Source organism: Sphingomonas kyungheensis, assembly GCF_037120395.1.
Taxonomy (GTDB): domain Bacteria; phylum Pseudomonadota; class Alphaproteobacteria; order Sphingomonadales; family Sphingomonadaceae; genus Sphingomonas; species Sphingomonas kyungheensis.
Window position 1 is genome coordinate 40,826 of record NZ_JBBBDM010000001.1, and the last position, 12,772, is coordinate 53,597.

13 protein-coding genes and 1 pseudogene are annotated in these 12,772 nt (G+C 69.2%); 12 read left to right on the top strand and 2 right to left on the bottom strand.

Features of this window, described 5'->3' with window-relative positions:
• Positions 1 to 47 precede the first annotated feature (47 nt).
• The 7 genes and pseudogenes from glmM (at position 48) to V8201_RS00250 (ending at position 6,746) form a co-directional block, all read left to right on the top strand.
• The gene (glmM, locus tag V8201_RS00220; RefSeq protein ID WP_037535155.1) at positions 48 to 1,400 is read left to right on the top strand and encodes a phosphoglucosamine mutase; all 1,353 of its coding nucleotides are present in this window, start codon (positions 48 to 50) and stop codon (positions 1,398 to 1,400) included.
• On the top strand, positions 1,400 to 1,624 hold the full coding sequence (locus tag V8201_RS00225; RefSeq protein ID WP_271299624.1) for a DUF1272 domain-containing protein: 225 nt from the start codon (positions 1,400 to 1,402) through the stop codon (positions 1,622 to 1,624). The genes glmM and V8201_RS00225 overlap by 1 nt, the downstream gene beginning before the upstream one ends.
• Positions 1,625 to 1,797: 173 nt before the next feature.
• On the top strand, positions 1,798 to 2,565 hold the full coding sequence (gene thiD, locus V8201_RS00230) for a bifunctional hydroxymethylpyrimidine kinase/phosphomethylpyrimidine kinase (RefSeq protein WP_336544183.1): 768 nt from the start codon (positions 1,798 to 1,800) through the stop codon (positions 2,563 to 2,565).
• A 1-nt stretch (position 2,566) separates the two neighbouring features.
• Positions 2,567 to 3,160: pseudogene (gene rnhB, locus V8201_RS00235) on the top strand (ribonuclease HII); the annotation flags it as partial.
• Positions 3,161 to 3,418: 258 nt separating this feature from the next.
• Complete coding sequence (locus tag V8201_RS00240; protein ID WP_037535152.1) at positions 3,419 to 4,561, top strand: site-specific DNA-methyltransferase; 1,143 nt, start codon at positions 3,419 to 3,421, stop codon at positions 4,559 to 4,561.
• A 173-nt stretch (positions 4,562 to 4,734) separates the two neighbouring features.
• A complete protein-coding gene (folP, locus tag V8201_RS00245; protein WP_336544184.1) occupies positions 4,735 to 5,790 on the top strand; it encodes a dihydropteroate synthase in 1,056 nt (351 codons plus the stop codon).
• 71 nt (positions 5,791 to 5,861) lie between these two features.
• Positions 5,862 to 6,746 carry a bestrophin family protein gene (locus V8201_RS00250; RefSeq protein WP_037535151.1) on the top strand — a complete coding sequence of 295 codons (885 nt, stop codon included), beginning with the start codon at positions 5,862 to 5,864 and terminating at the stop codon, positions 6,744 to 6,746.
• On the opposite strand, the gene V8201_RS00255 is transcribed toward V8201_RS00250, so the two are convergent.
• Both V8201_RS00255 and V8201_RS00260 read right to left on the bottom strand, forming a co-directional pair.
• Positions 6,747 to 7,484, bottom strand: a complete 738-nt coding sequence (locus tag V8201_RS00255) for an SDR family NAD(P)-dependent oxidoreductase (RefSeq protein WP_271299622.1) — start codon at positions 7,482 to 7,484, stop codon at positions 6,747 to 6,749.
• 37 nt (positions 7,485 to 7,521) lie between these two features.
• Positions 7,522 to 8,940 carry a sigma-54-dependent transcriptional regulator gene (locus V8201_RS00260; RefSeq protein ID WP_037535149.1) on the bottom strand — a complete coding sequence of 473 codons (1,419 nt, stop codon included), beginning with the start codon at positions 8,938 to 8,940 and terminating at the stop codon, positions 7,522 to 7,524.
• Between the two features lie 134 nt (positions 8,941 to 9,074).
• Here V8201_RS00260 and V8201_RS00265 point away from each other — a divergent pair, with 134 nt between their 5' ends.
• The 5 genes from V8201_RS00265 to V8201_RS00285 all read left to right on the top strand — a co-directional run bounded on the left by V8201_RS00265 (position 9,075) and on the right by V8201_RS00285 (position 12,671).
• On the top strand, positions 9,075 to 9,218 hold the full coding sequence (locus V8201_RS00265) for an aa3-type cytochrome c oxidase subunit IV (RefSeq protein WP_235199775.1): 144 nt from the start codon (positions 9,075 to 9,077) through the stop codon (positions 9,216 to 9,218).
• Positions 9,219 to 9,226: 8 nt separating this feature from the next.
• Positions 9,227 to 10,348 (top strand): NAD(P) transhydrogenase subunit alpha, encoded by a 1,122-nt coding sequence (locus tag V8201_RS00270; protein WP_336544185.1) that lies wholly within the window; start codon positions 9,227 to 9,229, stop codon positions 10,346 to 10,348.
• 83 nt (positions 10,349 to 10,431) lie between these two features.
• Positions 10,432 to 10,812 (top strand): endonuclease domain-containing protein, encoded by a 381-nt coding sequence (locus V8201_RS00275; protein WP_336544521.1) that lies wholly within the window; start codon positions 10,432 to 10,434, stop codon positions 10,810 to 10,812.
• Positions 10,813 to 11,115: an NAD(P) transhydrogenase subunit alpha part 2 gene (locus V8201_RS00280; protein ID WP_037535146.1), complete on the top strand. Its 303-nt coding sequence runs from the start codon at positions 10,813 to 10,815 to the stop codon at positions 11,113 to 11,115.
• Between the two features lie 95 nt (positions 11,116 to 11,210).
• Positions 11,211 to 12,671 carry an NAD(P)(+) transhydrogenase (Re/Si-specific) subunit beta gene (locus V8201_RS00285; protein ID WP_271299619.1) on the top strand — a complete coding sequence of 487 codons (1,461 nt, stop codon included), beginning with the start codon at positions 11,211 to 11,213 and terminating at the stop codon, positions 12,669 to 12,671.
• Positions 12,672 to 12,772: the final 101 nt, after the last annotated feature.

The following is a 12,772-nucleotide window of genomic DNA, read 5'->3' on the forward strand; positions in this document are numbered from 1 at the left end:
CGCATCGGGAAGCTGGTCAGACGGCATAGCGGAGCGGATGTCACGCGATGGCAAGGAAATATTTCGGTACCGACGGGATTCGCGGCCTCACCAACAGCGGCGCGATGACCGCCAGCATGGCGATGAAGGTCGGGATGGCGGCGGGCGCCTACTTCCAGCGCGGCGATCACAAGCATCGCGTGCTGATCGGCAAAGACACGCGGCTGTCGGGCTATATGCTGGAATCGGCGCTGGTCGCCGGCTTCACCAGCGTCGGCATGGACGTCATCATGGTCGGCCCGCTGCCGACCCCTGCGGTGGCGATGCTGACCCAGTCGATGCGCGCCGACATCGGCGTGATGATCTCCGCCAGCCACAATCCCTTCGCCGACAACGGCATCAAATTGTTCGGGCCCGACGGCTACAAATTGTCCGACGAGGCGGAGGCGACGATCGAGCAATTGATCGACAGCGCCAAGGACGGCGAGGTGCCGCTGTCGCAGCCCGCGCAGATCGGGCGCGCGCGCCGTATCGACGACGCGCAGGGCCGCTATATCCACTTCGCCAAATCGACCTTCCCGCGCGACCTGCGGCTCGACGGCCTGCGCATCGTCATCGATTGCGCCAATGGCGCCGCCTATAAGGTCGCGCCGATGGCGCTGTGGGAGCTGGGCGCCGACGTCGTGTCGATCGGCATCACCCCCAACGGCACCAACATCAACGACGGCGTCGGCTCGACCGCGCCGCAGACGCTGTCGGAGACGGTGGTCGCGGCGGGGGCGGATATCGGCATCGCGCTCGATGGCGACGCCGACCGGCTGATCGTCGTCGACGAGACCGGCACGGTGGTCGACGGCGACCAGCTGATGGCGACGATCGCCGCGGGCTGGGCGCGCGCCGGGCGGCTCGCCGGGGGCGGGCTGGTCGCGACGGTGATGTCCAATCTCGGCCTCGAACGCCACCTCAAGGCGCAGGGGCTCGGCCTCGTCCGCACCAAGGTGGGCGACCGCTACGTGCTCGAGAAGATGCGCGCTTCGGGCTATAACGTCGGCGGCGAACAGTCGGGGCATATCATCCTGTCCGACTATGGCACCACCGGCGACGGCCTCGTCGCGGCGTTGCAGGTGCTCGCCGAGATCAAGCGCGCCGGTGCGCCGGCGAGCGAGGTGCTGCACCGGTTCGCGCCGCTGCCGCAACTGCTCAAGAACGTCCGCTTCGCCGGCGGCAAGCCGCTCGACGACGAGGCGGTGAAGGCGGTGATCGCCGACGCCGAGGCGGAACTCGCCGGCACCGGCCGCCTCGTCATCCGCCCGTCGGGCACCGAGCCGGTGATCCGCGTCATGGCCGAGGGCGACGACGCGCGGCAGGTCGAGACCGTGGTCGATCGCATCTGCGACGCCGTGCGGCAGGCGGCCGCCTGATGCTGGCGATGCACCCCGATTGCGCGCGCTGCGGCGCCGATCTGCCCGCCGACGCGCCGGGCGCGTTCATCTGCTCGCTCGAGACGACCTTCTGCGCGGAATGCGCGGACGAACTCGACGAGCGTTGCCCGGAATGCGGCGGCGAACTGCTCGACCGGCCGACGCGCTCCGGCAAGGTGCTGAAAGCGCATCCCGCGGCGGGGGAGCGCCGCTTTCAGAGCTAGCGCTGGCGACGCTGCGCGTCCGAGGCATCGGACGTTCCGGTGTGTTGGCGGAGCGTCGGCGAGGAGGGCGGCCGCAACCTTCCCCTGTTTCGGCGGGTGAAGCTGTGGCAAGGGCGCGGCATGGCATCGACGATCCGCCAGCCCCGCCACCACCGCCACGCCGGCCGCGCAGGATGATCCCGCGCGTGCTGATCGTCGCCGGCTCCGATTCGGGTGGCGGCGCGGGAATCCAGGCGGATATCAAGACCGTGACGATGCTCGGCGGCCATGCGATGACCGCGATTACCGCGGTGACCGCGCAGAATACGCTCGGCGTGCAGGCGATCCACCCGATCCCCGCCGATGTCGTCGGCGCGCAGATGCGCTCGGTGATCGAGGATATCGGCGTCGATGCGGTCAAGATCGGCATGATCGGCTCGGCGAGCGTCGCGCATGCCGTCGCCGACCTGCTCGAACAGCTCGACGTGCCGATCGTCTTCGATCCGGTGATGATCTCGACCAGCGGCGCGGTGCTCGCCGATGCCGCGACGATGGGTGCGTTCGGGCGGCTGATGCACGTCGCCTCGGTGGTGACGCCCAACGTCCCCGAAATGGCGGCGCTGGGCGGCGAGGCGGCGGTGCTCGCGCATGGCTGTCACGTCGTCGCCAAGGGCGGGCATGGCGACGGCGAGGAGATCGTCGACCGGCTGCTGTCGCCGCAGGGGGAGATCGCGCGCGCGGTCGGACGGCGCTTCAACACCGTCGACACGCACGGCACCGGCTGCACGCTGGCGAGCGCGCTCGCCGCCGGGCTGGCGGGCGGCATGGGGATCGAGGCGGCGTTCCGCCGCGCGGTGCGCTTCGTCCGCATCGCGATCGTCAACGCGCCCGCGCTCGGCGGCGGCCATGGGCCGATCGGCCATACGCTCGGCGTGGTGCCGTTCGATGCGATGGAGAGCTGACGTGCCGGGCTGGAAGCACGAGAAGGCGTGCCTGCCGCCGGTCGCCGGGGTCGACGAGGCGGGGCGCGGGCCGCTCGCCGGGCCGGTGGTCGCCGCGGCGGTGGTGCTGCCCGCCAAGGGTACGCCGCGCGGCATCGACGATTCGAAGAAGCTCGCCGCGGCCGAGCGCGAGCGCCTGTACGGGCTGATCACGACCCGCGGCGTCCATGGCGTCGGCATCGTCGAGCCGGCCGAGATCGACACGCTCAACATCTATTGGGCGACGATGAAGGCGATGACACTGGCGGTCGATGCGCTGGTCGCGCGGCTCGGCTGCGATCCCGGCCATGTGCTGGTCGACGGCAACCGTCTGCCGCGCTGGTCGTACCAGGCCACCGCGATCGTCTCGGGCGATGCGCACAGCCTGTCGATCGCGGCGGCGTCGATCGTCGCCAAGCACGTCCGCGACGGCATCATGCGCGACCATGCTTTGGTCCATCCCGAATATCACTGGCATTCGAACAAGGGCTATGGCTGCAAGCACCATCTCGCCGCGTTGCGCGCGCATGGCCCGACGCCGCTCCACCGCCGCAGCTTCGCGCCGGTCGCCGCCGCCGTCGCCCGAATCACCGCCGGGCGCGTCGAGACCCCCGCCGGCGTCGAAATTGGCGCTGCGCCGGTCACCAATTTGGCCGATGAGTCTTTTGAGTCACACACGCTAGCCTTGGGGGCAGGGCGCGCCGCCGATTCCCCATATCTGGGTTGAGGCCGCTTCCGCCCGCCGCGGCAGAGCCGCGTGGCGGCGATGAATTAACCAATGATCGCTTGACGCGAGTCCCCGGTTTCGCGCGAATGGGCCGGCAAGGGGGACCTCATGGCGGTTATCGACAAGCTCAGGCAGGTGCAGGTGGCGACGCGCGTCGCGGCGCCGATGGCGGCACCGGCGTTGCCGCTCGACACGATCGTCCGTGGCGATTGCATCGCGGCGATGCGTGCGCTGCCCGACAAGTCGGTCGACATGGTGTTCGCCGATCCGCCCTATAACCTGCAACTCGGCGGCGAGCTGTTCCGCCCCGACGGCAGCCATGTCGATGCGGTCACCGACGATTGGGACAAGTTCGACACCTTCGCCGCCTATGACGCCTTTACCCGCGCCTGGCTGGCCGAGGCGCGACGGATTCTCAAGGACGACGGCACCATCTGGGTGATCGGCAGCTATCACAACATCTTCCGCGTCGGCGCGGCGGTGCAGGACCTCGGCTACTGGATCCTCAACGACATCGTCTGGCGCAAGGCCAATCCGATGCCCAACTTCCGCGGCACGCGCTTCACCAATGCGCATGAGACGCTGATCTGGGCGGCGAAGGGCGAGGGCGCCAAATATACCTTCAACTACCGGTCGATGAAGACGCTCAACGACGAGCTGCAGATGCGCTCCGACTGGGAATTCCCGATCTGCGGCGGCGGCGAGCGGCTGAAGAAGGACGGCGTCAAGGTCCATCCGACGCAGAAGCCCGAGGCGTTGCTGTACCGCATCCTGCTCGCCTGCACCAAGCCGGGTGACGTGGTGGTCGATCCCTTCTTCGGCACCGGCACCACCGGCGCGGTGGCGAAGCGGCTCGGCCGGCGCTGGATCGGCATCGAGCGCGAAGGCGATTACATCGCCGCCGCGGAAGAGCGGATCGCGGCGGCGCTGCCGCTCGACGAATCGGCGCTGGCGACGATGCAGAGCCCGCGCCAGCAGCCCAAGGTGGCGTTCGGCATATTGGTCGAGAACGGCTATCTCCACCCCGGCGCGACGCTGACCGACGCCAAGCGCCGCTTCCGCGTGACGGTGCGCGCCGACGGCAGCCTCGTCTCCGATTGCGGCGCGGCGGGGTCGATCCACAAGCTCGGCGCGACCTTGCAGGGCGCGCCGGCGTGCAACGGCTGGACCTTCTGGCACCACGACGGCGCCGGCAAGCTCCAGCCGATCGATACGCTGCGGCAGACCTACCTGCTGGCGACGCAACCATAAAAATCCTCCCCGGCACGGGGAGGGGGACCAGCCGCAGGCTGGTGGAGGGGGGCTTCCCCAGGCGGTGTCGTTCGTGGAAGCCCCCCTCCACCACCGCTTCGCGGCGGTCCCCCTCCCCGTGCCGGGGAGGATTGGCGCTTGCGTCGATGGCGTCCGCATCGGATGGATCGGCGATGCGCTTCCATCTCCGCCCCGTCCAGTTCGTCGACAGCCCGGTCACGCAGGCCGACGGCGCGGTGGCCCGGCTGGCGGGCGGGCTGCAATGGTTCGCCGGCTATGAGGTGATCGAAGCCGGTAAACGCCGGACGATCCCCGTTACGGAGGTCGCCACGCTCGGCGAGCATGCCGTCCGCCTCCATGCCGCGATCACCGCGCCCCGCCCGCCGCTGCACCTCGGCGAGCGGACGCTGCGGCTCGACCAGCCGCTCGTCGCCGGCATCCTCAACGTCACGCCTGACAGTTTCTCCGACGGCGGCGGCTATGGCGACGATCCCGCCGCGGCGGCGGCGGCGGGGGTCGATATGGCGGCGGCGGGGGCGGCGCTGATCGACCTCGGCGGCGAATCGACCCGGCCCGGCGCGGCGGCGGTGTGGGAAGGCGATGAGATCGCGCGCATCCTGCCGGTGGTCGAACGGCTCGCGCGCAGCGGTACGCCGGTTTCGATCGACACGCGCAAGGCGGCGGTAATGCGCGCCGCCCTCGCCGCGGGGGCGCATATCGTCAACGACGTATCGGCCTTGCTGTGGGATGACGAGGCGCTCGGCGTGGTCGCGGCGGCGGCCTGCCCGGTGGTGCTGATGCACTCGCCCGATCCCAAACAGGGCGGGCACGCCCGCACCGGCTATCGCGACGTGCTGACCGAGGTGTTCGACTGGCTCGAGGCGCGGATCGCGGCGGTGGTTGCGGCGGGGGTCGATCGCGCGCGGATCGTCGTCGATCCCGGCATCGGCTTCGGCAAGACGCTCGCCGAGAATCTGGCGCTGATCAACGGCCTCGCCATCTTCCACGGGCTCGGCTGCGCGATCATGCTCGGCGCGAGCCGCAAGCGGATGATCGGCGCGCTCGATCATGAGGCGCCGGTGGCGGAGCGGCTCGGCGGCAGCCTGACGCTGGCGCTCAAGGGGGCGGAGGCGGGCGTGCAGATCCTCCGCGTCCACGACGTCAAGGCGAGCGTGCAGGCGCTGCGCGTCTGGCGCGGGCTGCGCGACCAGGCGCTGGTCGGTGGCTGAATTGTGATTTTGCGTTGCAGCGAAGCGAATGTTGATGCGTTCGGGCCGCTTCGATCCCATCTGGACGCACTATGATCGTTGCAACCACGCCCCGCTTCACCCGCGTCGTCGCCGAGGTCTGGAAACCTCTGGTGATCCTGTTTATCTGGGACGTCATCGTCACCGTCAGTTACTATGCGCTCGAGTTCAAGGCGCCGTCGCTGCCGCTGACGCTGTTCGGCACCGTGCTCGCGCTGCTGATCGGCTTCCGCGACAATTCGGCCTATCAGCGCTGGTGGGAAGGGCGCGTCCTGTGGGGCGCGATGATCAACGCCTCGCGCAGCCTCAGCCGTGAGGCGCGCAACTTCCTGCCGGCGGACGAGGCGCACGACCTGCGCCGGACGATCGTCATCCGCCAGATCGCTTATGTGAACGCGCTGCGCTGTCAGTTGCGACGCCAGCCGGTCGACGAGCAGGTGCTCAAGTTCCTGTCGCGCGGCGAGGCCGAACCGGCGCTGACCCGCACCAACATCGCCAACGGCCTGCTCGACGGCACCGGCCGCCGCGTCGACGATGCCCGCCGCCGCGGCTGGATCGACACCATCCAGCAGACGCGGATGGAAGCGACGATGGTCGATATCGCCAACGCGCAGGGCGGCATGGAGCGGATCAAGAACACGCCGCTGCCCAATCAATATCGCTTCTTCCCGACGCTGTTCACCCACATCTTCTGCATCCTGCTGCCGATCGGGCTGGTCGAGACCCTGGGCTATGCGACGCCGCTCGGCTCGACGCTCGCCGGGCTGATGTTCCTCGCGGTGCTGCAGATCGGCGACGATCTGGTCGATCCCTTCGCCAACACCGTCCACGACGTGCCGCTGACCGCGATGTGCCGGACGATCGAGATCGACCTGCTCCAGTCGATCGGCGATCCGGCGCCCGAGCCGCTGAAGCCGGTCAAGGGCGTCTTGTGGTGATTACAGCGTATAGCCGCCGTCGCTGACCAGGCAGGCACCGGTGATCAGCGCCGCCGCATCCGACAGCAGGAAGGCGATCTGCGCGGCGATCTCCGCGGGCTTGGCATAGCGGCCGAGCGGGGTCGCGAGCGCGGCCAGTTCGGCGAACGCCGCGTCGCGGCCGATCGCCGCGGCACGGTCGGCGAACATCGGCACCGCATCCCACACCGGCGTCTCGACGCCCGCGGGCGCGATCGCGTTGACGCGGATGCCGCGCGCCGCGCCTTCCTTGGCGGCGACCTTGACGAGGTGGATGAGCCCCGCCTTCGACGCGCCATAGGCGGCGACGCCGGCTTCGGGCTTGATCCCCGCCGCCGAGGCGGTCGCGACGATCGCACCGCCGCCGGTCATCGCGCGCATCGCCGCGCGCAGCGTCAGGAACGCGCCGTCGAGATTGACGCCGAGGATGCGCCGCCATTCGGCGAAGGCGAGATCGGTGATCGCACCCGCCCCGGCGACGCCGGCATTCACCACTGCCGCATCGATCCCGGCGAGCCGCGATGCGGCCTCCTCCCAGAAGCGCTCGTCGGCGACGTCGCCGGCCAGCGTCTCGACCGCGCCGGGCAGCGCGACACGCGCCAGGGCCGCGGCATCGCGATCGACCAGCACCAGCCGCGTGTCCCCGGTAGCGAGCTGCGTCGCGGTGGCGAGGCCGATGCCGGAGGCGGCACCGGTGACGAGGATGTGACGCGCCGGCATGATTCTCTTCATAGAGGGGCGGGCGCATTGCGGAAAGTCAGGCGGCGTTGTCGATGCCGAGTTCGCCGAGCTTGCGGTAGAGCGTCGAGCGGCCGATGCCGAGCCGGCGCGCCACCTCGGTCATCCGGCCGCGATAATGGCCGATGGCGAGGCGGATGACATCGGCCTCGATATCCTCGAGCGGGCGCAGATTGCCGTCGGGCCGGAACAGGGTGATGCCGCCCGCCGAGCCATTGGCCGATCCGGTCGCGGCGCCGCGCCGGTTGCCGAGCGCGGCGATCTGCGGAAAGTCGGAGCGGGTCAGCGCCGCGCCCTCGCACAGCACCGCGGCGCGGAACAGCGCGTTCTGCAGCTGCCGGACGTTGCCCGGCCAGTCGTACTGGACGAGCAGCGCGAGCGCATCGTCGGTGATGCCAAGCGGCCGCAGCCCCGGTTGCTGCGCGATCCGCGCGAGCAGATGGCGGGCGAGCGCCGGCACGTCGGCAAGCCGTTCGCGCAGCGGCGGGATCGTCACCTGGACGACGTTGAGCCGGTAATAGAGATCCTCGCGGAACCGCCCCGCCTCGACCTCCTCGAGCAGTTTCTTGTTGGTCGCGGCGATGACGCGGACGTCGACCTCGCGCGCATGCCGCGCGCCGATCGGCTGGATCTCGCCCGATTGCAGCACGCGCAACAGCTTGACCTGCGTTTCCAGCGGCATCTCGCCGATCTCGTCGAGCAGGATGGTGCCGCCGTCGGCATCGGCGAACTTGCCGATCTTGCGTTCGAACGCGCCGGTGAAGGCGCCGCGCTCATGGCCGAACAATTCCGATTCGACCAGATTGGCGGGGATCGCGCCGCAATTGACGGTGACGATCGGTTTCTTGGCGCGCGGGCTGGCGGCGTGGATCGCGTCGGCGACCACCTCCTTGCCGACGCCGCTCTCGCCCTCGACCAGCACCGGCACGCGGGCGCGCGCCGCCTTGGCGGCGATCGCCAGCGCGGCGCGGAAGTCGGGCGAGGAGCCGACGATCTCGTCGAAGGCGAGCAGCGCCGGGATCTTTTCGGTCAGCGGCCGCAATTCGCCCGCGGCGGTGCCGGCGACCGCCGATTCGAGCGCAGCGAGCAGCCGTTCGGGCGCGAGCGGCTTGACCAGGAAGTCGGTCGCCCCGGCACGCATCGCGGCGACCGCATGCGCGACCGATCCGTTGGCGGTGAGCATCAGCAGCGGCAGCGCCGGACGCCGCTCGCGGAGCTCGGCGATCAGCGGCGCGGCATCGGCGTCTGGCGCCCAGTGATCGAGCAGGATCGCATCGAGCTGCATCCCGTCCTGCGTGCCGAGCTGTGCGAGCGCCATCTCGCCATCGTCGGCGAAGATCGATCGCCAGCCGGCGCGCGCGGCGAGCGCCGAGACGAGGCGGCGTTGCGCCGGCTCGTCGTCGATCAGCAAAAGCAGGCGCTGTCCATTGCGCGTCATGATTCTTTCCCGTCCCGGTTCGGGGCATCTGATACAAGTCACGGGTAAAGGCCGACTTAAACCCGAATTGAGGGCATCGTCTTGACGGCCGCGCGGCTTTGCGGGCAGGTATCGTCGACAATGGCGGACAGGCCATGACAGATGAGGGATGGATGATGGCCGGCAATGGCGACCTCAAGGCGCATGAATCGACCTATATCAGCGTCACCAAGATGCTGTTCTGGGGTGCGATCGCCTGTGCGGTGATCGTCGCGCTGGTGATCTGGCTGATCGCATAGCCGCCGCCATGAAGATCGCCGTCCTCAAGGAAGCAGCAGACGGCGAACGGCGGGTCGCGGCGACCCCCGAAACCGTCAGGAAATTCATCGCCCTCGGCGCGCAGGTGGCGGTCGAGCGCGGCGCGGGGGATGCCGCGGCCTGTCCCGACGCGGCCTATGCCGCCGCGGGGGCGCGCGTCGCCGAGCGCTCGGCGGTGGTCGCGGATGCGCAGATCGTGCTGGGCGTGCAGGGGCCGGAGCCGGCCGCCCTGCAGGGCGCGGCGCCGGGGGCGTGGATCGTCGCCGCGCTCGACCCGTTCGGCCACCGCGACCGCGTCGATGCCTATGCCGCGGCCGGCGTCGAGGCGCTGGCGATGGAGCTGATGCCGCGCATCACCCGCGCTCAGGCGATGGACATCCTGTCGTCGCAGTCCAACCTCTCCGGCTACAAGGCGGTGCTCGACGCCGCCGCCGAATATGACCGCGCGCTGCCGATGATGATGACCGCGGCGGGGACGATCTCGGCGGCGCGGGTGTTCGTGATGGGCGTCGGCGTCGCCGGCCTGCAGGCGATCGCCACCGCGCGGCGGCTCGGTGCGCAGGTCTCCGCCACCGACGTACGCGCCGCGACGCGCGAGCAGATCCAGTCGCTCGGCGCCAAGCCGATCTTCGTCGACGCGGTCGAGGGGATCGCGGGCGAGGGCAGCGGCGGCTATGCCGGCGAGATGAGCGACGCCTATAAGGCGGCGCAGGCCGAACTGGTCTCCGCGCATATCGCCAAGCAGGACATCGTCATCACCACCGCGCTGATCCCCGGCCGACCGGCGCCGCGGCTGATCAGCGACGTGCAGATCGCAACGATGCGCGCCGGCAGCGTCATCGTCGACCTGGCGGTCGAACAGGGCGGCAACGTCGAGGGCGCGGTGGCGGGGCAGGTGGTCGACCGGCACGGCGTCCGCCTCGTCGGCCACCGCAACGTCCCCTCGCGCCTCGCCGCCGACGCTTCGGCGCTGTTCGCGCGCAACCTCTACAATTTCCTGTCGACCTTCTGGGACAAGGACGCCGGCCGCCCGGTGCTCGACGCGGAGATCGGCGACGCGATCCGGCTGACGCAGGGCGGGCGGGTAGTGCATCCGCGGTTGCTGTCGTGACCATTCCTCCCCGGCACGGGGAGGGGGGCCGCCCGGCGCAGCCGGGTGGTGGAGGGGGCGTGCCGCAGACACCGCGGTTTGAGGTGGCGCGAGCCCGTCGCCTGCGGCGGGAAATGAGCCTGCCCGAAGTGCTGCTGTGGCAACAGCTTCGGCGGCAGCAACGCCAGCTCCGGTTTCGTCGGCAGCATCCGATCGGCCCTTACGCTGCCGACTTCTTCTGTGCGGAGCGGAAATTGGTCATCGAGGTCGATGGTGAAGCGCACGGCCGCGGCGATCGGCCGGGTCGCGACGCCGTTCGCGACAGGTTCATGGAAGAGAACGGGTACAGGGTGCTGCGGATCGGTGCCGTCGCCATATTGCGGGACATGGATGCGGTTACCACCGCGATCCGCGCGTATGCGGCGACGCCCCTCCACCACTCGCCTGCGGCGAGCGGTCCCCCTCCCCGTTCCGGGGAGGAATAGATGGATTTCGTTGCGATCCTGTCGATCTTCGTGATGGCCTGCTTCGTCGGCTATTATGTCGTCTGGTCGGTGACGCCGGCGCTGCATACGCCGCTGATGGCGGTGACCAACGCCATCTCCAGCGTGATCATCGTCGGGGCGCTGATCGCCGGGGCGGCGGCGGGAAGCGCCGGGTCGAAATGGCTGGGGCTGCTCGCCGTGGTGCTGGCCAGCGTCAACATCTTCGGCGGCTTCGCGGTGACGCAGCGGATGCTCGCGATGTACAAGAAGAAGGATCGGCCGGCGGCGGCCTCGAAACACTGATTTCGTCGCCCCGGCCAAGGTCGGGGTCCATTCATCCACCAGCGCTCGCGGCGTGGTGGATCCCGGCCTTCGCCGGGATGACGGTTGGGGGGTACATGGAGCAGGTAGCGGGCAATCCTTGGGCGGCACTCGCCTATCTGATCGCGGGAATGTGCTTCATCCTCGCGCTGCGCGGCCTGTCGTCGCCGGTGTCGAGCCAGCGCGGCAACCGCTTCGGCATGATCGGCATGACGATCGCGGTGGTGACGACGCTGGTGACGCACGTGCCAGCGGCAGACGGCGGAGGCCTGAACAGCGCGACGATCGCCGAATTGCTCGCCGCGATCGGTATCGGCGCCGCCATCGGCATCGTCACCGCGCGCCGCATCGCGATGACGGCGATGCCGCAGCTCGTCGCGGCGTTCCACAGCCTCGTCGGGCTTGCCGCCGTCCTCGTCGCCGCCGCCGCCTTCCTCAACCCGCTCGCCTTCGGCATCGCGGATCGGGTGATCCCGATGATCGGCCAGCCGTTCGCGGTGATCCACACCGTCAGCCGGATCGAAATGGGCCTCGGCGTCGCGATCGGCGCGATCACCTTCTCGGGCAGCGTCATCGCCTTCCTCAAGCTCAACGGCAACATGGGTGGCAAGCCGATCCTGCTGCCCGGTCGCCATCTCATCAACCTCGGCGTGCTCGCCGCGATCCTGGTGCTGATCGTCGCCTTCACCCAGGATCAGAGCGCGTGGATCTTCTGGACGATCACCATCCTGTCCTTCGCGATCGGCTTCCTGCTGATCGTGCCGATCGGCGGGGCCGACATGCCGGTGGTGGTCAGCATGCTCAACAGCTATTCGGGCTGGGCGGCGGCGGCGATGGGCTTCACGCTGCACAATAGCGCGATGATCATCACCGGCGCGCTGGTCGGATCGTCGGGCGCGATCCTCAGCTACATCATGTGCCGGGCGATGAACCGCAGCTTCGTCAGCGTCATCGCCGGCGGGTTCGGCGCGGAGAGCGGCGGCGGCGGTGACGGCGCCAAGGTCGACCGGCCGTGGAAGCGCGGCAGCGCCGAGGATGCCGCCTTCCTGATGAGCCAGGCCGAACAGGTCATCATCGTGCCCGGCTATGGCATGGCGGTGGCGCAGGCGCAGCACGTGCTGCGCGAGATGGCCGACAAGCTCAAGGCGCACGGCGTCCGCGTCAAATATGCCATCCACCCGGTCGCCGGGCGGATGCCGGGGCATATGAACGTGCTGCTCGCCGAGGCGAACGTTCCCTATGACGAGGTGTTCGAGCTGGAGGACATCAACTCCGAATTCGCGCAAACCGACGTCGCCTTCGTCATCGGCGCCAACGACGTCACCAACCCGGCCGCGAAAACCGACCGCAGCTCGCCGATCTACGGCATGCCGGTGCTCGACGTCGAGAAGGCCAAGACCGTCCTGTTCATCAAACGGTCGATGGGCGGGGTCGGCTATGCCGGCGTCGACAACGATGTTTTCTACAGAGACAATACCATGATGCTGCTCGCCGACGCTAAAAAGATGGTGGAGGAAATCGTTAAATCACTCGACTGACTCTGCGGTATATCCATTCTGGAGATGATAAGGTCGGAACCAATGTTTTCAGGTCCATGAGTGGGCCGGAAATGGAGGTGAATAGACGCGATCCGTTTGCC